This window comes from Brucella tritici, assembly GCF_008932295.1.
GTDB classification, from domain to species: domain Bacteria; phylum Pseudomonadota; class Alphaproteobacteria; order Rhizobiales; family Rhizobiaceae; genus Brucella; species Brucella tritici.
On the sequence record NZ_WBWA01000005.1, the window covers coordinates 24,395 to 45,149 of the forward strand.

Consider the following 20,755-nt stretch of genomic DNA (forward strand, 5'->3'; position numbering starts at 1 on the left):
CTCATTGCTCTTTTCGAGCGTTGGCGACAGCGCGTAATGATGCGCAGTCGGCCGATAGAAACGGAGGGCGGGGGAGCCACATCTCCGCTGAATTCTGTGACGGTTATCGGGGGCGGCGAATGAATATGCCGCTGTTTTCACTATCATTCCTTGCAGTTCATTTTGAGAACCGGCAAACGATTCTGATAGTTCACCCAAAACCTTTCATTGCTTTTATGGCGTCGTTTGAACGATGACAAGTGCGAATATCATTTGACATTCGCATCGCAATTTTGCCGAAAGCTGAGTATAGGCCCTGTTCAAGGTCGAAATACGGCTGGAAATCCTTCATTAATTATAGTTCTATACGAGTGTTTTAATGGGTATTCGAGCGAGATGGTGCAGGGGCGAGCGTGCCGGTATCGCGGTTTTTGATACCGGTCATTCAATGAGATTTTTGATTGTGGCAGCCGATGCATTTTCGAAGCGCTGAAAACGCTATGACACGATTGTCGAGTTTGCGATGCCTTCTAGCATTGTTTGCTCTCTTGTCGGTTTTGCTGTTACAGGTTGTATCCGTTTCCGCAGCCGATCGCGTGACATCTCCATTATCAGCGCTGACATTCCGGATGGCCGGCGACGATCTGCGAACGCGCATCGTTGTGATGTTTGATCGCGAGCCAAAGCTATCGACCTTGCTTCTCGATAATCCGCATCGCCTTGTCGTCGACCTGCCTGAAACACGGTTTGGTTTTGATGAGAAGAGTCTGGAAGCGCGTGGACTGGTATCGCGGGTTCGTTACGGACTGGTGGGTAAAGGGCGTTCACGCCTCATCCTGACACTAAGCGGCCCGTTCAAGGTCGAGGATCTGCGTGTTCTGAAAAATGAAAGCGCCTCGGGCTATCGCCTTGTGGCTGATATTGTTGCGACTTCGGACCGTGAGTTTGCAGACCAACTGAAGGGCCACGCGGAAATAACAAGTTCCACGGATCGCAGTGAAAAACCCGTTCAGGCATCTACACAGAATGAGGCGGCCCGTTCGTTCACGGTCATGATCGATCCCGGTCACGGCGGCATCGACAGCGGTGCGGAAAGCCTGAGCGGTATCAAGGAAAAAGACCTGACACTGGCTTTCGGACAGGAGCTGCGGGATCGTCTGGCGCAGGACAAGAACATCAAAGTACTGATGACCCGCGACGACGACACTTACCTGCGTCTTTCAGAACGCGTGCGGATCGCCCGCCAGCATGAGGCGGACCTGTTCATATCCATCCATGCCGATACGATTAACCAGCATGATATTCGTGGCGCGACGGTTTATACCATCTCCGACAAGGCGTCGGACTCTGTCGCCCGTGCCATGGCCGAGCGCGAAAACAAGTCTGACACCCTGGCAGGCGCGGCACCAGAGGAGCAGCCTGAGGTCACCGACATTCTTCTCGACCTGACGAGACGCGAAACGCATACGTTCTCGCTCAGCTTCGCTGAAAAGGTGATTCATTCCCTGCAAGGGCAGGTGAATCTCATCAATAACCCGCATCGCTTTGCTGGTTTTCAGGTGCTGCGCGCGCCGGATGTACCCTCCGTTCTGATCGAAATCGGCTATCTGTCCAACGCCGAGGATGAAAAGCTGATCAGCAATCCTGAGTGGCGCAAAAAGCTTGCGGACCGTCTGGCGATTGCGATCAAGGCGTTCGAAACGTTGAAACATCCCGCAAGCATGAGCAAAGGGTAGGGGAATGAAATAAGGAGATTCTCCTTAAATTCGCTCCAGCTTATAAGATGCATGCATGCAACAGTTTTGCGGATTTTCATCGTGCAGACAAAAGTGACCGTGTTAAATTGGTAAAAACACGTAAACCATCTTGCCTTTGACTCATTTGCTGGTCACTAAGCCAGTGGTTGCCATATGGCATAATTGGGTTAAAGGGTTGGCTGTTTGTGCTTTGACCCTTATCATATGAATAATCTGAAGGCAGGATTCCGCATTTATGGTAAGGCTTATCGGATATTTCTTCGGGATCGGAACGGTGCTAATGCTCCTCGTGGCAGGTGGCGTCGCCCTTTACGTCGGAAGTCTCACGAAGGATTTGCCAGATTACGAGGTGCTCGCAAAATACGAGCCGCCCGTAATGACGCGCGTTCACGCTTCGGATGGTAGTCTTATGGCGGAATTTGCGCGAGAACGCCGCATGTATCTGCCGATACAGGCCGTACCCAATCGCGTGAAAGCGGCGTTCGTTTCTGCCGAAGACAAGACCTTCTACGAACATCATGGTCTCGATTTTGCGGGGCTCGCCCGCGCCATGTTAACGAACGTCAAGAATCTGGGCTCCGGTCGTCGTCCGGTTGGCGCATCCACGATTACGCAGCAGGTCGCTAAGAACTTCCTCCTGACGTCGAAGCAGACCTATGATCGCAAGATCAAGGAAGCTATTCTGGCGATGCGCATCGAGCAGGCCTATTCAAAGGACCGTATTCTCGAGCTTTATCTCAACGAAATCTTTTTCGGTCTGGGGTCATACGGTATCGCCAGCGCGGCACTGACCTATTTCGACAAATCGGTTGGCGAACTCTCCATCGCGGAAAGCGCTTATCTTGCGGCTCTGCCAAAAGGCCCGAACAACTATCATCCATTCCGTCAGCCAGAGCGCGCCATCGAGCGCCGCAACTGGGTGATCGACCGGATGAACGAAAACGGCTACATCACTGCGGAAGAAGCAACGGAAGCCAAGAAGCAACCGCTCGGTGTGAAGGAACGTTCAGACGCCCATTATGTGTTTGCATCTGAATATTTCACCGAGGAAGTGCGCCGCCAGATCATCCAGAAATACGGCGTCGATGCGCTTTACGAAGGCGGCCTTTCAGTCCGTACTACGCTGAATCCGACTTTGCAGGTTGAAGCTCGCAAGTCCTTGCAGGCGGCGCTGCTCCGTTATGATGAGGCGCGTGGCTGGCGTGGCCCGATGAAGAATGTCGAGCTCGGCAATGATTGGGGTACGGCATTCGGTGACATGCAGTCTTACGCGGACGTACCGGAATGGCAGCTCGCCATCGTGCTCAATGTGTCCGCCGCTGGCGCAGATATCGGTCTGCAGCCGCCGCTTGAGGCATCAGGCTCGCGCAGCAAGGAGCGCAAGCGCGCATTCATCGCTGCGGACGATATGAAGTGGGCGATGCGCGTCGTAAATATCGGCGGCAAGCGTACCAGTGCGAAATCGCCGGAAGGCGTGCTGAAAGCTGGCGATATTGTTTACGTCTCCAAGGCGGGCGAATCCCGTTTCCGTCTGCAGCAGCCGCCAAAGCTCGAAGGCGCACTGGTTGCCATGGACCCGCATACAGGCCGTGTTCTGGCCATGGTTGGCGGTTTCTCCTATGCGGAATCGGAATTCAACCGCGCAACGCAGGCCTATCGTCAGCCCGGCTCGTCGTTCAAGCCGTTCGTCTATGCTGCGGCTCTCGATAATGGCTATACGCCTGCTTCCGTGGTCCTTGATGGTCCGCTGGAAGTTAATCAGGGCGGCACGTTGGGCGTTTGGGCACCGAAGAATTATTCAGGCAAGTTCTCCGGCCCTTCTACGCTGCGCTACGGTATCGAACAATCGCGTAACGTTATGACTGTGCGTCTCGCGCAGGACATGGGCATGAAGCTGGTGGCTGAATATGCCGAACGCTTCGGTATCTACGACAAGATGCTGCCGGTTCTTTCAATGGCGCTCGGCGCTGGCGAAACCACTGTTCTGCGTATGGTGACAGCCTATTCCATCATGGCGAATGGCGGCCAGAGCATAACCCCGTCGATGATCGACCGCATTCAGGATCGCTACGGCAAGACCGTGTTCAAGCACGATGCCCGCCAGTGTGAGGGCTGCAATGCGCAGGATTGGGCAAATCAGGATGAGCCGACGCTGATCGACAATCGCGATCAGGTGCTCGATCCTATGACCGCCTACCAGATCACTTCGATGATGGAAGGCGTCGTTCAGCGCGGTACAGCGCAGATTTTGAAGAGCCTCGACCGTCCGATGGCCGGCAAGACCGGTACGACCAACGATGAGAAGGACGCCTGGTTCGTCGGCTTTACCCCCGATCTCGTGGTTGGTGTCTTCATGGGCTACGATACGCCGACGCCGCTCGGTCGCGGCAATACCGGTGGTGGTCTGGCAGCGCCTGTGTTCAAGTCCTTCATGGAACAGGCTCTGGTTGGCACGCCGAAAGTGGATTTCCGCGTTCCGGAAGGCATGACGGTCATCGCGATCAACCGCAAGACCGGCATGCGTGCAAATCCCGGCGATCCGAACGTCATCATGGAAGCTTTCAAGCCGGGTACGGGTCCATCGGACAGCTATTCGGTTATCGGCATGGATTCCTTCCGCGAGGGTTCTCCGGTTGCGCCGCAGTCGCCGCAGGCAACACGTGCGATCAACTCGGGTTCCGGCGGACTTTACTGACCGGGAAAGCAGGGCTTTGCCCTTTACACCGCGCCGCGTGCTCACTATGGTCCGCGGCGCTTGGACTGTCTGTCCATGCCTGAAAGTCTGAGCTTCTCAACGACAGGCTCAGCTTCTCAAATAAACAGAATGATATTGAAGGAACGATTTGCCCATGCGCGCGGAAATCGAGACGCTGGTTGACGAAATCCAGCAGGCCATAAGCCTGCTGAGGAGGCATCTTTGACTGGGATCAGGCGATAAAACGTCTCGGCTATCTCAACCAGAGAGCCGAAGATCCTACGCTTTGGAATGATGCCCAGGAAGCCCAGAAGCTGATGCGCGAGCGCCAGCAGCTGGAAGACAGTATCAATGGCATCAACCATCTGACACAGACGCTGAACGACAGCATCGAACTTATCGCCATGGGCGAAGAAGAGGACGACAAGTCGATCATTCAGGACGCGGAAAAAACTATCCGCGAACTGAAGGAAGAGATCGACCGTCGCCAGATCGATATGCTTCTGTCGGGCGAAGCCGACGCGAACGACACCTATGTCGAAGTGCACGCTGGTGCTGGTGGTACGGAAAGCCAGGACTGGGCGTCGATGCTCCTGCGCATGTATACGCGCTGGGCCGAGCGCAACGGCCGCAAGGTCGAAGTGATGGAAGTGCATGAAGGCGAAGAAGCGGGCATCAAGTCTGCAACCATTCTCGTCAAGGGGCACAACTCATACGGCATGATGAAGACCGAATCGGGCGTCCATCGTCTCGTGCGAATATCGCCCTATGATTCCAACGCTCGTCGCCACACGTCCTTTGCCAGCATTTGGGTCTATCCTGTTATCGATGACAATATCGATGTGCAGGTTACGGAAGCGGATGTTCGTATCGATACCTACCGCGCTTCAGGTGCCGGTGGCCAGCACGTCAATACCACCGACTCGGCAGTGCGTATCACGCATATTGCGACCGGGATCGTGGTGCAGTGCCAGGCGGAGCGCTCGCAGCACAAGAACCGCGAAAAGGCATGGTCTATGCTGCGCGCTCGCCTCTATGAAGACGAACTGAAAAAGCGCGAAGCAGCGACGGACGCGGCGAACGCCACCAAGACCGAGATTGGTTGGGGGCACCAGATTCGCTCCTACGTCCTGCAGCCTTATCAGCTCGTCAAGGATCTGCGCACTGGCGTTGAAAGCACCAACCCGCAGGAAGTGCTGGATGGCTCCGTTACGCCATTCATGGAAGCCGCGCTGGCCCACCGTATTCAGGGTGGCGGTGAAATGATCGACGATATCGACTGATCATTCGCAAACATGCGTACAAGAAAGCGAAACCCGGCCAGAGGCCGGGTTTTTTCGTTTCAGGATATCAGAGCAATGGCTCTATCTGTTTGCCTGCCTTGAGGAAATTGACGGGGTTGATCGCCCGACCGTTTTCTCGGACTTCATAGTGGAGATGACTGCCGGTCGAGCGTCCCGAACTTCCAGCCTCGCCGACAATGGTTCCGGCGGCAACCTGTTGACCGTCGCGTACCAGAACGCTGCTCAGATGGGCGAAACGGGTCGAAAATCCATTACCATGATCGATTTCGACCATGTTGCCATAACCGCCGAAACGACCAGCCTTCACGACCTTACCCGCTGCGGTGGACTTCACCGTCTGGCCGTAGGCGGCGCGAAAGTCGATACCGGAGTGAAAGGCAGCCGTACCTAGAAATGGATCGCGGCGCACGCCGAACAGGCTCGTTACGGGCTTGCCCGGGGCCGGGTTGGCCAGGGGCAGTGCGCTCACCCGTTTGCGCACCTGATCAAGCCGATCAAGCGCGCTGTCGAGGTTGCGCAATTGCATGTCGAAATCATTGATGACCATACCGGGTGACGAAACCGGGATAAGCGGCCCACCCATGGCCACAGCCGCATTGGCAGGCGTTTCGATACGCAGCCCGGCGGCGTTCAAAGTGTCGAGAATGCTGTCGGCCTTTTCATAAGCAGCGTCAGCCAGAACGCGCACCTTGCCATTCTGCTCGCTTTCGATGCGATGAAGGTTCTGTGTGATAGTGGCCAATATCTTGTCGGAAGTCTCAAGTGTTGATTCACCCGAAAGTCCGCCCGAAAGACGCAATCCGATGGAACCAGCATCGGCGCGGCGGTCAGGCTTTCCAGCAGGAGATTTTCCAGGAACAGGCCCAGTAATGATTGGATCGACACCCGGAAATTCGCGTCCAGCCAGCGCTTCATCGGGGATAAGCTGGCTATGCTGCTCAAGATCGGGTGCCTTTTCCGTCGGCATTTCCGGCATCGGCTGCAGTTGCGAAGCTCGTTCCAGCAGGGGGGCAAGTTTCCCGTCGCGTGCACTCAGCGTTTGCTGGCGTTGCATCAGTTCGGCAACCTTGTTCTCCATCACCTGCTGATCGAGCATCTGCCGGCTGGTAATGCGGTCAACCTCGGTGCGAAGGGCTGAAATGCGATCTTCGTAAAGCTGCTGGTTGCGGGCATGACGTGCGATACCGGCGCTCATGAGGTCGTCGCGAAGCACCAGATAGGCTGTTGCTCCGAGATACCCCACCGAAAGCGCCAGAAATGCAGCGCCTCCAAGAGCGGCCATCCATGGACGAAATGTGAAATGGCTGATCTTTTCGCCACGCGCAATAATCAGGACGGGCGGTTCCTTGCGCTCCCCGAACACCTTTTTCGTCGATGTTTTCGCCTGATTCCCAGTCATGCCAGCCGCATGCCCCTTCTCGATTCCCTTACTTGATTACAACTTATTAGGGTTAACAGACCTTTACATTCGAGGCTTGCGCGGGCCATGCGATGAGGTTTGTTTTTACCGAAGGGTTTCGAAACGGCTAGATGGAGACCGGCGACAAAGAGCGGTAGAAGGATGGTGTCAGTCCGGCCTCGGCGCGCGCCAGCTCATTGAAGGGTGGTTTGAGCTCGCCACGGAAGTTGGCGCGAACCAGTTCGCGAAATCTCGCTGCCGGATCGATTTTGTTTCGGGCGCAGAAGAAACGGAACCATTTAGCGCCAACAGCGACATGGGTTTTCTCGTCATTGTAGATGACGTCAAGAATTGCTGCGGTCTCACGGTCGCCGGTCTCGATCATCTTCTCGATCAGCGACGGCGTGACATCCAGCCCACGGGCCTCGAGTATAAGCGGCACGACAGCGAGACGAGCTTCCAGATTGTTGCGGGTCTGGTGCGCCGATTGCCAAAGCCCGTCATGAGCAGGCATGTCGCCATAGTCTGCGCCAAGCGACTTGAGACGATCACGCAACAGCGTGAAATGCCGCGCTTCGTCGTCGGCAACTTTCATCCAACCATCGAAGAAACTGCGCGGAATCTGTTTGGCTGCAAAACGGGCAACGATGTCGAGCGCAAGATCGATGGCGTTCAGTTCGATATGGGCGAGCGCGTGCATCAGCGCGATGCGCCCGTGTTCCGTGTGGAGCGACCGCTTTTTCAACATACGAGGAGGTAAGAGCTCCGGCTTTTCGGGGCGTCCGGGACGCTCGGGCAAAGGCGGATCGAGGGGGCTGCGAACCGACAGCGTGCGACCGAACCAGCGAGTAGCGGTTTCTCGCGTCAGCCTGACCTTTTCGTCGAGATCACCGGCGGATATGGCGCGGATGGCATTGCCGCGCAGCGTTTGCTCGTATGAAGGCTTGTTTGACATCGTTCAAAGGGCGCGGGCAGCTTCCAGAACTGCCTCAGCATGGCCGTCGACTTTGACCTTGTTCCAGACACGAGCGATGCGTCCTTCTGCATCGATCAGGAATGTCGTGCGTTCCACGCCCATATATTTGCGGCCATACATGCTCTTCTCGACCCACACGCCATAGGCTTCGAGCGCCACGCGATCTTCGTCGGCTGCGAGATCGACGGTCAGGTCATGTTTCTTACGGAATTTCGCATGCTTCGTCGCACTATCGGGGGAAAGACCGATAACGCGAGTGCCGATCTTGTCGAACTCCGGTTTCAATTGCGAGAAAGCAATCGCTTCCTTGGTGCAGCCGGAAGTATCGTCTTTCGGATAGAAGTAGATAACGACCGGCTTGCCTTTGAGGGACGAAAGGGAGATTTCGCCGCCATCCGACGGCAGAGTGAAATCTGGTGCCGGATCGCCAACTTGGGGATGAGCCATATCTGCGCCTTTCTTTTATGGATTAGGATGGAAACCACCTGTTACAGTCTGAGCTATCGCATTCAGGCAGGGCTTGTGCAACCATTGATGCTGGCGTGATTGTGATGCTGGTTGAGAGGCGCAAGGCTGCCGCTTCAAGCGCGCGGTACAGGTAGAAAGTAATTATAAAACAGGTAATTACGATCACTTAATGAAGTAAGTTCTAAAGGGTCGTGTGGAATGACACTCTTTTTCTGGCTGGGTTGTTGACAGAGAAACCTCAGAAGATCCGCTTCAGCAAGCGGGAGATGAAAAGAATCGAGCGTCTCGCCGCCGATGGCGAGGACGGCTTTTTGCCCGGCCCGGCGCGTTCGAGCCGTTCTATTCTATCGCGCTGTTCCCACGCGATTTTGTCGATCTGCATTCTTCTGGTTCTTGTCGTTGGTGCCGGTTTCGTCATTCTTCGCAGCGGTGTCGACAGCAATCTTCTGCGTGATGAAGCACAGAAAAGCCTGACGCATATTCTCGGCGAAGGTGCTTCCGCTTCCATCGGAAGTGCGGCGCTGTCGCTGGATCAGGATAGCCATGTGGCGCTGGAAGCTCGTGATGTATCTATCTCCGACCCGAAGCAGGGCGTCGAAATCAGCGGAATCAAATCCGTGCGCCTGGGGCTGGCGCCACTGCCCCTTTTGACGGGCAAGGTGCGCGTAGCCCAGCTAGAAGTGGATGGCGTTTCCTTTGAAATGCCGGAAACGAAAGGGCCGGGATTCTGGAAATCTCTGCCCTACGACGAACATGGCATTCTCGATTTTGATGCGGTTTCAGGTGAACTTTTCGCTGCCATGCGTCGCAGTCTGGAGCTTTTGCGCGCCCAGGACACGCATGTCATAGGCATTTTCAACAGTACCGTTGCTTTCAAGGTCGGCGATGAACAGCAGGTTCTGGACATCGAACAAGCCCGCCTCGTCGAAAATGGCGGGAAGATCGGAATTATCGGTAGCGTCGTCTGGAAAGGCAAGAAAATTGCACTGGATGGCAAGATCGACCGTCATTCAGGTGACAACAGTCTTGCCGGCTTTGAACTGAATATCCGCGATATTCCTGTTGCATTGGGGTCTCCGCCAGAAGTTGCGCCGGTCATAAACGGCAATCGTGTCAATCCGGCCCATTTTGAGCTGGAAGCATCAGCCCGCTTGTCGCTGATGGGATCGGCGGCCGATGGTGATAAGCCCGAACGTCTCGCGACAGAACTGGCCGTTGACGGCATAGATATGCAACTCGGCAAAGTGGAGGATGTGCGCGGTGGCATTCGTCTCAATCTCGAACACACGGTGGGAAGCCGTAAAATCGAGATCAAGTCGTCGCGACTGCAACTTGGCGGAATGCAGGCACAGTTCAACGGTGCGTTTGGTCCGGAACCGGACACCGAAAACAACACTGGCGGACCGACATATCGATTCGAGGTTCTGACGACATCGGCGACAAGTATGCCTGCGGAATCGACCGATCCGCCACTGTCCTTCGCAACGCGGATAGCCGGGCGTTACCTGGCGGATCAGCAACGCATCCAGTTTGCCAATCTTGATGTGCAGACGGAAACCGGGGAGCTGTTCGGTCAAGGAAGCATGGGATTCGGCGCCGGTTCGCCGGAAATGATCTTCATGCTGCGCATTCCCAAAATGCCGGTTGCCGATGCCAAGCATCTATGGCCGATCGATGTTGCCGATGGTGCACGCGAATGGGTGTTGAAGAACCTTTTCGGCGGAACCCTGAAGGACAGCCGCATCGATATTTCGCTCGCGGGCGGTCGCTTCAACGGGCCGGGCCTTCCTCCACCGTTAACGGGTGATGAAATCAAGGCCGATTTCAAGGTTTTCGATACGCGCTTCGATGTCGTTGGTGAACTGCCGCCTGTGCGGGATGCCGATGGCGAAATATCGGTCCGTGGAGCCTATACGACCATCAAGCTTCTGGATGGCGTAGCTTACACACCAAACAATCGTAAGGTCGACGTTTCCGACGGTACGCTGATAATCCCCTGGGGGCCGCAACGTCCCGTGATTGCAGAACTGGATCTGGGTGTCTCCGGTGAGGCATCGGCTATTGCTGAAATTGCCGGAAACAAGCCCATCGATGTTCTGAAAAATGTGCCGTTTTTGCCCGGCGATGTGACGGGCGATGTGAAATCGCGCGTAAAGGTGAGTTTTGCCGTTTCCAAAGACCCGCCGCCCGGCACGCTTCGCTGGAACGCTGATATCGGCTTCACCGGTCTGGACATTTCAAAGCCAATAGCGGGATCGTCCGTCAGCGATGCGACAGGCAGTATAAAGGTGGATCAGTCGGCGGCCATTATTACTGCCGATGCGAAGCTGGATGGCGTTCCTGCGAAGGTCAGTATGGTCGAACCGGTAGACCGTTCCGGACCGGTCAAACGCGAGCAGAAGGTCAAGCTGGATATCGACGACAAAACCCGCAACGCGGTCTTTCCGGGTCTTAATTCCATCTTCTCCGGTCCTATGTCGGTTGATCTCGGCATGGAGAATGGCGGCAAGCGCCACGTGTCAGCCGATCTTGGCAAAACACAGATCGATCTCCCCTGGCTCGGCTGGCGCAAGGGCGCAGGCATTCCGGCAAAAGCGACGTTTGACCTGGCCCAGAGCGCGGACGACAAGAGCAAGATGGACATCAGCAATCTTGTCTTTTCAGGCGACGCCTTTGGCGCGAAGGGTGATCTTTCCATTGCAAAGGGTGATTTCCAATCGGCGAATTTCAGCGAGATACGTCTGAACCGAAACGATAATCTTGCAGTCAAGGCGACCAAAAGCGGAGGCGGCTATCGGGTCAATGTGCGTGGCTCGCAGTTCGACGCACGGGCGCTCATCAAGCAGGTCTCCGATCTTGGCGAGAAGGGCGCCGCCGGGGGTAAATCCAACAATCCCCGCGTGGTGGTGAGCGCCCAGCTTGATGAAGTCAGCGGCTTTAACAGTGAAACGCTGCGCAATGTCGCTGTTTCCTATGAAAGCGCGGGCAGCAAAGTTTCGGGCGTTTCGGTCAATGCCGTTACGTCGTCAGGTGAATCCTTTGTTGCCACGAACAACGATCAGGGCGATGCACGCTCCATTTCGTTGCAGTCCAATGATGCGGGGGCGGTTCTTCGTTTCTTCGATTTCTATGACAAGATGCGCGGCGGCAAGATCACGGTTGGTCTCGCGGCACAGGGCAACGGCCCATTGCGTGGCCAGATCGATGCGCGCAACTTTGCGATCATCAACGAACCGCGTCTTGCGAAAATCGTTTCCAGTTCGCCATCGAACGGCGGGACAAGTCTCAGTCAGGCTGTAAAGCGCGATATCGACGTTTCGCGCGTTGATATCGAGCGCGGCTTTTCGCTGATTGAAAAGGGCAATGGCTATCTGAACCTGTCCAAGGGCGTGGTGCGCGGGCCGACTGTCGGCACGACCTTCCAGGGAACGCTTTATGACAAGCAGGGCAACATGTCGATCACCGGAACATTCATGCCCGCCTACGGCGTCAACCGGTTGTTTGGTGAACTGCCCATCGTCGGTGCGTTGCTCGGCAACGGCCGTGATCGCGGCCTGATCGGAATTACCTACAAGCTTGCGGGAAGTGCCAAGCAGCCGCAGGTGATCGTCAATCCAATCTCCGTCATCGCACCGGGCATATTCCGCTCAATCTTCGAATTTTGATACAAAAAAGCCGGGCGCAAGACCCGGCTTTGTTTGTTCAATCGTCGTCCAGCTTATGCAGGACGGATCAGCACGTGACGCTTCTTGCCCAGCGACAGCTTGATGACGCCCTGATCATTCAACGCAGTCGCATCGATGGTCATACGAGGATCGCTGACAGGTTCGTCATTGATGCGCACGGCGCCACCTTCGACATGACGGCGGGCTTCGCCATTGGTGCTGCAAAGTTCGGCCAGAACCATCAATGCCAGCACACCGATGCCGCTGTTCAGCGTCGCCTTGTGAACGCCGACTGTCGGGAGATTTTCCGACAATTCGCCATCCTCAAAGGTCTTGCGAGCCGTTTCTGCGGCTTCCTCGGCTGCGTCACGACCATGAAGCATAGCCGTTACTTCCGTTGCGAGGATTTTCTTCGCTTCATTGATTTCGACGCCTTCAAGTGCGGCCAGCTTGGCGACTTCGTCCAGCGGAAGCGTCGTGTAAAGCTTCAGGAACCGCTCGACATCGGCATCTTCCGTGTTGCGCCAGTACTGCCAGAAGTCATAGGCGCTCAGCATATCCGCGTTCAGCCAGATAGCACCGCCAAGCGACTTGCCCATCTTCTGGCCGGATGCTGTCGTCAGCAGCGGCGAGGTGAGGGCATAAAGCTGGGGGGTTCCCATACGGTGACCGAGATCGATACCGTTGATGATGTTGCCCCACTGATCCGAGCCGCCCATCTGAAGACGCAGATCGTAGCGCTTGCTCAGTTCTACGAAATCGTAGGCCTGCAGGATCATGTAGTTGAATTCGAGGAATGACAGCGACTGCTCACGATCAAGGCGCGTCTTCACCGAATCGAACGAAAGCATGCGGTTGACCGAGAAATGACGGCCTACATCGCGCAGGAATTCCAGATAGTTGATGTTGCGCAGCCAGTCGGCATTATTGACCATAAGGGCATCGGTCGCACCGTCACCGAAGGTAAGGTAGTTGGCGAAGACACGCTTGATACCGGCAATGTTTTCGGCAATCGTATCTTCGGTCATCAGCTTGCGGGCTTCGTCCTTGAAGGACGGATCGCCGACCATGCCGGTGCCGCCGCCCATCAGTGCGACTGGCTTGTGCCCGGTCTGCTGGAGCCAGTGCAGCATCATGATCTGGATCAGGCCGCCTGCATGAAGGCTAGGAGCCGTAGGATCGAAGCCGATATAGGCCGTCACGGTTTCCTTGGCCAACAATTCGTCGAGGCCACTTTCATCGGAAATCTGATGAATGAAGCCACGCTCGGAAAGCGTGCGAAGAAAATCGGATTTGAAACCGGACATTCCTTTTCCCTGACTGATAAGGCGAAGTTGAAACTGGTCGCAAGCGGCTGCTTACATCCCTTTGATAAGTCCGCCTTTAGCACCAATCAACCGCCAATAACAAGGAAACTCCCGAATTGAAGGGTTGCGAACCAGTAATTTGGCTTCAATGATTGGAAGCAGCCGGCGTTGGTTAGTCTCAGTGTTGTGCGGTGTTTGAAAACAGATTGAGCACAATGACACCAGCAATAATCAATCCCATGCCGAACACTGCCGCGAGGTCAAGCTTCTGGCCGAACACCAGCCAGCCGATCAGGGCCACGAGCGTGACACCGATCCCCGACCAGACCGCATAGGCAATACCGACGGGGATGCTCTTCAAGGTCATGGAGAGAAAGTAAAAGGCCAGACCGTAAGCGACGACAACGATCAGGGACGGCCCCAATCGTGTGAAACCATCTGATGCCTTGAGGCTGAGCGTTCCGATGACCTCGGACACGATGGCAATAGCGAGGATAGCATAAACCGGCATGTCACGCTCATGAGATAGATTGGAGAAAACGAATCACTGGATTGCGATGGTAGCATCGCATGAAAAATCCGGCGGGAGACCCGCCGGATGAGACGCTGCAAATCTGGAAAACGACTTGCGAAATTCTTGTAAAGCTTAGGGTCAGGACCTATTAACTTGGTGAAAATGGTGTGAGGCCATCCATTCGGATACGAGGAGAAAAGGCGAAGGAAATGTGGTTCATTTCCGAGCTTTTTCGACAAAGTAGCCGGGTGGATGGACCAAATCCTCTGGACACCGAAATGACTGGCGATCTGCTGCGTCAAGCCGCTTGACCGGGGAAACCACCCCGTTCTTCGCGTCTCTCCTAGCAGCCCTTGTCATTTCAGGTGCCATTTCCATCAAATTAATAAGTCCTGACCCTAACGCAGGCGCTTCGGACGCGCTTCAACCAGTTCGCCAGCCAGACGGCGATCAAGATATTCGGCACAATCCTCAATGAGTTCGTCGCCCTGTCCGGCGAAGAAGTGGTTCGCACCGGGGATCGTGGTCTGGGTGATTGTGATACCCTTCTGGGTCTTCAGCTTGTCCACCAGAGCCTGCACGTCCTTCGGCGGTGCAACCTTGTCCTGATCGCCATGGATGATGAGACCGGACGAAGGGCAGGGTGCCAGGAAGGAGAAATCGTAGGTGTTCGGCTGCGGCGCAACGGAAATAAAGCCTTCGATTTCCGGGCGACGCATCAGCAACTGCATCCCGATCCATGAACCGAACGAATAGCCGGCGACCCAGCATGTCTTGGAGTCAGGGTGAAGCGCCTGCACCCAGTCGAGTGCACTTGCAGCATCCGACAATTCACCTGCGCCATGGTCGAATTCACCCTGGCTGCGGCCTATGCCGCGGAAATTGAAGCGCAGCGTGGTGAAGCCGCGCTGCTGGAACATGTAGAAAAGATCGTAAACGATCTTGTTGTTCATCGTTCCGCCGAACTGCGGATGCGGATGAAGGATAAGCGCGATCGGAGCATTCTTTTCTTTGGAAGGCTGATAGCGACCTTCGAGGCGTCCGGCAGGACCGTTGAAAATAACTTCTGGCATGTGTACTCCGCTCGTAACGGGAAGACCGGACTGGGGCGACGAAACTTGACGTTGTTGGACGCCGCTTCTAGAACCGGTTTGAAATTTCGACAGACTGAAAGCGAGTTTCAGTTCCTATGGGGGCTTAATAGGCTTTTCTTGATTGAAAATTCAAGAAAATTGCGCTTCCAAAGTTTTGTTTAGGAGATAGGTACGGTGAACGGGAGCGGCAAGAGGCTCTATCTGGATTATAATGCCAGTGCTCCGTTGCTTGATGAGGCGCGGGATGCAGTCATCAATGCTCTCGGGATTACTGGCAATCCGTCCTCCGTGCATCGTGAAGGCCGCGCTGCACGTGCTCTCGTTGAAGCGGCACGCCGCAGCGTTGCAGCGCTCGTCAATGCCAGGCCAGACCATGTTTTCTTTACATCTGGAGCAACGGAAGCCGCATCGACGCTGCTGACACCCAATTACATGATGGGGCGTTCACCGGTCCGCTTGTCGCATCTCTATGTGAGTGACACGGAACACCCTTGCATGCTGTCCGGGGGGCAGTTTGCGGCGCAAGATATCAGCGTTCTACCGGTTGATGGAAATGGCATTATACAACTCGATGCCCTGAAAACAGCTCTCGCCAGTCACGACAAAAATCAGGGTTTGCCGCTTGTCGCGATCCAGGCTGCCAACAATGAAACCGGCATCATTCAGCCGATTGCGGAAATTGCCGCTATCGTGAAGGCCGCTGGCGGCATTTATATTGTTGATGCGGTCCAGGCGGCGGGACGCATTAAATTAGATATTTCAGATAATTGTGGCGACTACCTCATCATCTCCTCACACAAGATTGGTGGTCCGAAAGGCGTCGGTGCAATTATCGCCATTTCCGATCTCATGATGCCGCGCGCGCTTGTTCGCGGGGGAGGTCAGGAAAAGGGGCATAGAGCAGGAACGGAAGCTCTGCCGCTTATCGCGGGTTTCGGTGCTGCGGCTGATATTGCAAAGGCGCGACTGGACGATGATGGCTGGTCCCCGGCGATGCGGGACAAGTTGGAAGCCGGACTTGAAGCCATAGCCCCGGATGCGGTGATATACGGAAAGTCGGTTGGCAGATTGCCCAATACGACGTTCTTTTCCCTTGAGGAGCAGAAGGCGGAAACCGTGCAGATCGCCTTTGATCTCGGCGGAATTGCGCTTTCGGCAGGGTCGGCTTGCTCATCTGGAAAAGTCGGCCCCAGCCATGTGCTGTCGGCCATGGGACATGGGGACAGTCTCGGAGCGATCCGCGTGTCGCTTGAGCCAACAGCAACGCCCGATCAAGTCGATGCGTTTCTCGACGTGTTCCGCAAGATTATCGAGCGCCGCGTCAGGAAGGCATGATTGCAACTTAAAAATCGAGGCCGAGTTTCTTCTTCGCAGCGGCGATATAGCCTTCGTAGCGGGTTTTGAACTCTTCCCGCTTGGCAATATCATCTGCGATGTCGTCGGAAGCACTGGCGTTTGAAATATTGAACTTGTCGTGGGCGTCCTGAAAAAATTTCAGTTGCTCGATGGTGCGGCCCTCGTCATTCACCTGCTGTTCGAGAAATTTCACATAGTCCTGCAGATTTTGAGTGCTCATCATGGTCTCCCTTTCCTTTCGCTATCTATGTTCCTACATGCGCAGGGCAAGGGCAGGCATGATTCTGATCGACTGTTCGGTAATTCCAATTCTTTGAAGGAAATCAAGGCATCAAAGCCGGGACGTATCGACTGCAATCGCTGTTTCATAGGACTGTTTCATTAAGTTGATCGTTTTAATCGGCATTTTTAGGGGCAAATTTGAACCCGGTGCTTGAAATTCAGTTTAGAGAGGTTTTAAAGAAGGGCCACGCACACTATATTGAGGCGGTATTGTTCAAGACATATCACCTTGACGTTTGCAACTGTCGGGCCTTGACCCCGACGAGGATGGAGAACGCCAATGCCTGCAGTGCAGGAGACCATTGATCAGGTCCGCGGCCTTGACGTGGACCAGTACAAGTACGGCTTCGAGACGACGATCGAAGCCGAGAAGGCTCCCAAGGGCCTGAACGAAGATATCATTCGCTTCATTTCCGCCAAGAAGAACGAGCCGGAATGGATGCTGGAATGGCGTCTGAAAGCCTATGAACGCTGGCTCACCATGGAAGAGCCGACATGGGCGCGCGTCGACTACCCCAAGATCGATTTCCAGGACGCATATTATTATGCGGCGCCGAAAAACCAGTCCGGCCCGAAATCGCTTGATGAAGTCGATCCGGAGCTGCTGAAGACCTACGAAAAGCTTGGTATTCCGTTGCGCGAGCAGGAAATCCTTGCTGGCGTCCGCAAGCAGGGTGAGCCGAGCGAAATCGATGGCAATCCTTCCGACAATGTCTATGCGTCCGGCCGCGTTGCCGTTGATGCCGTGTTCGACAGTGTGTCGGTGGTTACGACCTTCAAGGACGAACTTGCCAAAGCTGGCGTGATCTTCTGTTCGATTTCGGAAGCGATCCGCGAACATCCTGAACTGGTGCAGAAGTATCTGGCTTCTGTGGTCCCCGTGTCGGACAACTATTACGCGACGTTGAATTCGGCTGTGTTCACGGACGGTTCGTTTGTCTACGTTCCGAAGGGCGTTCGTTGCCCGATGGAGCTTTCGACCTATTTCCGCATCAACGAAAAGAACACCGGCCAGTTCGAACGTACGCTCATCATCGCTGATGAAGGTGCGTATGTTTCCTATCTGGAAGGTTGCACCGCACCACAGCGCGATGAAAATCAGCTGCACGCGGCTGTCGTTGAGCTGATTGCGCTCGAAAACGCCGAAATCAAATATTCGACGGTCCAGAACTGGTTCCCCGGTGACAAGGACGGCAAGGGCGGCATCTACAACTTCGTTACGAAGCGTGGCGATTGCCGTGGCGATAATTCCAAGATTTCGTGGACGCAGGTTGAAACTGGCTCTGCGATCACCTGGAAATATCCGTCCTGCATTCTGCGTGGCGACAATTCGCGCGGCGAGTTCTATTCGATCGCTGTTTCGAACGGTCATCAGCAGATCGACTCGGGCACCAAGATGCTGCACCTCGGCAAGAACACGTCGAGCCGCATCATTTCCAAGGGTATCTCGGCCGGCAAGTCGAACAACACCTATCGCGGACAGGTTTCTGCCCATCGCAAGGCCGAAAATGCCCGTAACTTTACCCAGTGCGATTCGCTTCTGATCGGCAACGATTGCGGCGCGCATACGGTGCCGTATATCGAGGCAAAGAACGCTACGGCGCAGTTCGAGCACGAGGCAACCACCTCCAAGATTTCCGAAGACCAGCTGTTCTACGTGATGCAGCGCGGCATTCCGGAAGAGGAGGCAATCGCTCTCATCGTCAATGGCTTCGTGAAGGAAGTCATTCAGGAACTGCCGATGGAGTTCGCCGTCGAAGCTCAGAAGCTTATCGGCATCTCGCTTGAGGGCAGCGTCGGTTAACCGATCGCCTCTTTCCCAGTGATTTTTCTGGCCAGCCTTTTCCTGGCATTAGAACAAGGTTTACATTCATGCTTGAGATCAAGAACCTCCATGCAAAAATCGCCGACACGGATACCGAGATCATCCGCGGCCTGAACCTCACCGTGAACAAGGGTGAAGTTGCTGCGATCATGGGTCCGAACGGTTCGGGCAAGTCCACGCTTTCCTACATCCTCGCCGGTCGCGAAGATTATGAAGTGACGGAAGGCGACATTCTTTATAATGGTGAGTCGATCCTCGAGCTCGACCCGGCTGAACGCGCCGCCAAGGGCATCTTCCTCGCATTCCAGTATCCGATGGAAATTCCGGGCGTTGCCACGATGGAATTCCTGAAGGTTGCGATGAACAGCCAGCGCAAGGCGCGCGGCGAGCCGGAACTAAAAATCCCGGAATTCATCAAGCGCGTAAAGGACGCTGCCGGCAAGCTTAGCATCGACATGGATATGCTGAAGCGTCCGCTCAATGTCGGTTTTTCGGGCGGCGAGAAGAAGCGTGCTGAAATTCTTCAGATGCAGCTTCTGGAGCCGAGCCTCTGCGTTCTCGACGAAACCGACTCCGGCCTCGACATCGACGCGCTGAAGATCGTTTCGGAAGGCGTAAACGCGCTGCGTTCTCCGGACCGTGCCGTGATCGTCATCACGCACTATCAGCGTCTGCTGGAATACATCGTTCCCGATAGCGTGCACGTGCTTTACAAAGGCCAGGTCATCAAGTCTGGCGACAAGAGCCTCGCACTGCATCTGGAAGAAAACGGTTATGCCGAAGTAATCGGCGAAGCAGCCTGAGGAGGGATGGATCATGAATATCCAGACCGCCCCGGCTGCCAAGCCGCGAACGCCGGCTGAAAGCGCGCTGATCGACAGTTTTGCCGACCGCATGGGCGACCTGCCGGGCAATGGCGATGTTGTCGTTGCACGTGATGCGGCGCTCGAAACACTCAAGGAGAACGGCATTCCGTCCCGCCGCGTCGAAAGCTGGCATTACACGGATTTCCGCACGCTTCTGAAGGGTGTGGCTCCATTCGACACTGCAGCCGGAACGCAGGCGTTGCCTGCGCTCATCGCCGGTTCGTTTGTCGCTGCCGTAAGCAATGGCGTGGCTCTCGCCGCGAAAACGCCTGAAGGCGTGTCGCTGACGCCTGTTCGCGAGGCATTGGCTGACGGTTCACTCGTCACTCAGCTTCGGTCGCGCGGCTTCGACGATACGATCGGCCAGATCAACGCTGCCTATGTCAGCGATGGCTGGATGGTTTCAATAGCCGATGGCACCGAACTGGAAGCGCCATTGGAGCTTCAGAATATCCAGAAGGCCGGACAGGGACACACGCGTTTTCCTGTTCGCATCGGTGCGAACGTCAAGGGCACCATCGTGGAGCGCCAGAACGGTGGCGAGGGCGATGCCTTTTCCACCTCTGTCAACCACGTGACCGTTGGCGACGGTGCTGAAATCCTCTGGATTATCCTGCGTGATTTCGGTCAGGCAACGCAGCTTTCGCAGTTCAATGCGACGATTGGCAAGGGCTCCAAGCTTACGCTCTATATCGTCAATGCGGGCGGCAAGCTGGTTCGTCAGGAAGTGCACGTCAATGTGACGGGTGAGGACTCTGACTTCGAGCTTCGTGGTCTCAATCTTCTGGCCGACGACACGCACACCGATATCACCATGACGGTTGGCCATCTGGTGGAAAATACGCGTTCCACCCAGATCATTCGCAACGTGGTCAAGGACCGTGCGCGTGGCGTTTTCCAGGGCATGATCCGCGTTGCACAGATCGCCCAGAAGACCGACGCCCGCATGGCCTGCAACACGCTGCTGCTTTCGGATGATGGTGAGTTCGATGCCAAGCCCGAACTCGAAATCTTTGCCGATGACGTGGCCTGCGGTCACGGTGCAACGGTTGCCGAATTGTCGAGGGACTATCTGTTTTATCTGATGGCCCGCGGCATTCCGGAAAACGAGGCACGTGGCCTGCTGATCAAGGCATTCATCGCCGAGATTATCGAAGAGCTGGAAGACGAAACGCTGGTTGAGGCACTGGAAGAAGTGCTGTCCAACTGGCTCGCTATACATGCCTGACTGAGTCGGGCCTGATTGACTAAGGTGGAGTGTGCAGGTG

At 55.4% G+C, this 20,755-nt stretch carries 15 protein-coding genes; 8 read left to right on the top strand and 7 right to left on the bottom strand.

All coding sequences use genetic code 11. The annotated features are described in order from the left end of the window. The first annotated feature begins 452 nt into the window (after window positions 1-452). From F9K91_RS07045 to prfB, 3 genes are all read left to right on the top strand, one after another. Window positions 453-1,715, top strand: a complete 1,263-nt coding sequence (locus F9K91_RS07045) for an N-acetylmuramoyl-L-alanine amidase (RefSeq protein ID WP_412842149.1) — start codon at window positions 453-455, stop codon at window positions 1,713-1,715. Between the two features lie 256 nt (window positions 1,716-1,971). After that, window positions 1,972-4,431: a penicillin-binding protein 1A gene (locus F9K91_RS07050; protein WP_061346396.1), complete on the top strand. Its 2,460-nt coding sequence runs from the start codon at window positions 1,972-1,974 to the stop codon at window positions 4,429-4,431. Window positions 4,432-4,585: 154 nt separating this feature from the next. After that, a protein-coding gene (gene prfB, locus F9K91_RS07055) for a peptide chain release factor 2 (RefSeq protein ID WP_151557958.1) occupies window positions 4,586-5,714 on the top strand; the annotation gives its coding sequence in 2 pieces (ribosomal slippage) (window positions 4,586-4,654 and window positions 4,656-5,714; 1,128 coding nt in all). A 67-nt stretch (window positions 5,715-5,781) separates the two neighbouring features. Here the strand turns inward: prfB and F9K91_RS07060 are convergent. The 3 genes from F9K91_RS07060 to F9K91_RS07070 all read right to left on the bottom strand — a co-directional run bounded on the left by F9K91_RS07060 (window position 5,782) and on the right by F9K91_RS07070 (window position 8,557). After that, window positions 5,782-7,134, bottom strand: a complete 1,353-nt coding sequence (locus tag F9K91_RS07060; RefSeq protein ID WP_151557957.1) for a M23 family metallopeptidase — start codon at window positions 7,132-7,134, stop codon at window positions 5,782-5,784. Between the two features lie 127 nt (window positions 7,135-7,261). Next, window positions 7,262-8,089, bottom strand: coding sequence for a ferritin-like domain-containing protein (locus F9K91_RS07065; RefSeq protein ID WP_151557955.1), 828 nt, complete (start codon window positions 8,087-8,089; stop codon window positions 7,262-7,264). 3 nt (window positions 8,090-8,092) lie between these two features. Next, window positions 8,093-8,557, bottom strand: a complete 465-nt coding sequence (locus F9K91_RS07070; protein WP_151557953.1) for a peroxiredoxin — start codon at window positions 8,555-8,557, stop codon at window positions 8,093-8,095. A 287-nt stretch (window positions 8,558-8,844) separates the two neighbouring features. Between F9K91_RS07070 and F9K91_RS07075 the strand changes: the two genes are divergently transcribed. Beyond that, window positions 8,845-12,243, top strand: coding sequence for an AsmA family protein (locus F9K91_RS07075; protein WP_151677512.1), 3,399 nt, complete (start codon window positions 8,845-8,847; stop codon window positions 12,241-12,243). 53 nt (window positions 12,244-12,296) lie between these two features. Here the strand turns inward: F9K91_RS07075 and tyrS are convergent, their stop codons facing one another. The 3 genes from tyrS to F9K91_RS07090 form a co-directional block, all read right to left on the bottom strand. Further along, window positions 12,297-13,550 carry a tyrosine--tRNA ligase gene (gene tyrS / locus F9K91_RS07080; RefSeq protein WP_151557949.1) on the bottom strand — a complete coding sequence of 418 codons (1,254 nt, stop codon included), beginning with the start codon at window positions 13,548-13,550 and terminating at the stop codon, window positions 12,297-12,299. Window positions 13,551-13,728: 178 nt separating this feature from the next. Further along, window positions 13,729-14,061: a DMT family transporter gene (locus F9K91_RS07085; protein WP_061346389.1), complete on the bottom strand. Its 333-nt coding sequence runs from the start codon at window positions 14,059-14,061 to the stop codon at window positions 13,729-13,731. 401 nt (window positions 14,062-14,462) lie between these two features. After that, window positions 14,463-15,137: an alpha/beta hydrolase gene (locus F9K91_RS07090; RefSeq protein ID WP_061346388.1), complete on the bottom strand. Its 675-nt coding sequence runs from the start codon at window positions 15,135-15,137 to the stop codon at window positions 14,463-14,465. Between the two features lie 195 nt (window positions 15,138-15,332). Between F9K91_RS07090 and F9K91_RS07095 the strand changes: the two genes are divergently transcribed. Beyond that, a complete protein-coding gene (locus F9K91_RS07095) occupies window positions 15,333-16,493 on the top strand; it encodes a cysteine desulfurase family protein (protein ID WP_151557947.1) in 1,161 nt (386 codons plus the stop codon). A 7-nt stretch (window positions 16,494-16,500) separates the two neighbouring features. Here F9K91_RS07095 and F9K91_RS07100 read toward each other — a convergent pair whose 3' ends face one another. Then, window positions 16,501-16,737 carry a hypothetical protein gene (locus F9K91_RS07100; protein WP_235912808.1) on the bottom strand — a complete coding sequence of 79 codons (237 nt, stop codon included), beginning with the start codon at window positions 16,735-16,737 and terminating at the stop codon, window positions 16,501-16,503. 339 nt (window positions 16,738-17,076) lie between these two features. Between F9K91_RS07100 and sufB the strand changes: the two genes are divergently transcribed. The 3 genes from sufB (at window position 17,077) to sufD (ending at window position 20,715) form a co-directional block, all read left to right on the top strand. Further along, window positions 17,077-18,600, top strand: coding sequence for a Fe-S cluster assembly protein SufB (sufB, locus tag F9K91_RS07105; protein ID WP_061346386.1), 1,524 nt, complete (start codon window positions 17,077-17,079; stop codon window positions 18,598-18,600). A 68-nt stretch (window positions 18,601-18,668) separates the two neighbouring features. Continuing rightward, window positions 18,669-19,424, top strand: a complete 756-nt coding sequence (gene sufC, locus F9K91_RS07110) for a Fe-S cluster assembly ATPase SufC (RefSeq protein WP_151555016.1) — start codon at window positions 18,669-18,671, stop codon at window positions 19,422-19,424. A gap of 13 nt (window positions 19,425-19,437) precedes the next feature. Beyond that, window positions 19,438-20,715, top strand: a complete 1,278-nt coding sequence (gene sufD, locus F9K91_RS07115; protein WP_151555015.1) for a Fe-S cluster assembly protein SufD — start codon at window positions 19,438-19,440, stop codon at window positions 20,713-20,715. Window positions 20,716-20,755: the final 40 nt, after the last annotated feature.

Bases quoted from the DNA above. Each gene is read 5' to 3' on its own strand.
- sufC (WP_151555016.1), top strand. From the start codon at position 18,669: ATGCTTGAGATCAAGAACCTCCATGCAAAAATCGCCGACACGGATACC.
- F9K91_RS07085 (WP_061346389.1), bottom strand. From the start codon at position 14,061: ATGCCGGTTTATGCTATCCTCGCTATTGCCATCGTGTCCGAGGTCATC.
- F9K91_RS07090 (WP_061346388.1), bottom strand. From the start codon at position 15,137: ATGCCAGAAGTTATTTTCAACGGTCCTGCCGGACGCCTCGAAGGTCGC.
- tyrS (WP_151557949.1), bottom strand. From the start codon at position 13,550: ATGTCCGGTTTCAAATCCGATTTTCTTCGCACGCTTTCCGAGCGTGGC.
- F9K91_RS07050 (WP_061346396.1), top strand. From the start codon at position 1,972: ATGGTAAGGCTTATCGGATATTTCTTCGGGATCGGAACGGTGCTAATG.
- F9K91_RS07060 (WP_151557957.1), bottom strand. From the start codon at position 7,134: ATGACTGGGAATCAGGCGAAAACATCGACGAAAAAGGTGTTCGGGGAG.
- sufD (WP_151555015.1), top strand. From the start codon at position 19,438: ATGAATATCCAGACCGCCCCGGCTGCCAAGCCGCGAACGCCGGCTGAA.
- sufB (WP_061346386.1), top strand. From the start codon at position 17,077: ATGCCTGCAGTGCAGGAGACCATTGATCAGGTCCGCGGCCTTGACGTG.
- F9K91_RS07075 (WP_151677512.1), top strand. From the start codon at position 8,845: ATGAAAAGAATCGAGCGTCTCGCCGCCGATGGCGAGGACGGCTTTTTG.
- F9K91_RS07070 (WP_151557953.1), bottom strand. From the start codon at position 8,557: ATGGCTCATCCCCAAGTTGGCGATCCGGCACCAGATTTCACTCTGCCG.
- F9K91_RS07100 (WP_235912808.1), bottom strand. From the start codon at position 16,737: ATGATGAGCACTCAAAATCTGCAGGACTATGTGAAATTTCTCGAACAG.
- F9K91_RS07065 (WP_151557955.1), bottom strand. From the start codon at position 8,089: ATGTCAAACAAGCCTTCATACGAGCAAACGCTGCGCGGCAATGCCATC.
- F9K91_RS07045 (WP_412842149.1), top strand. From the start codon at position 453: ATGCATTTTCGAAGCGCTGAAAACGCTATGACACGATTGTCGAGTTTG.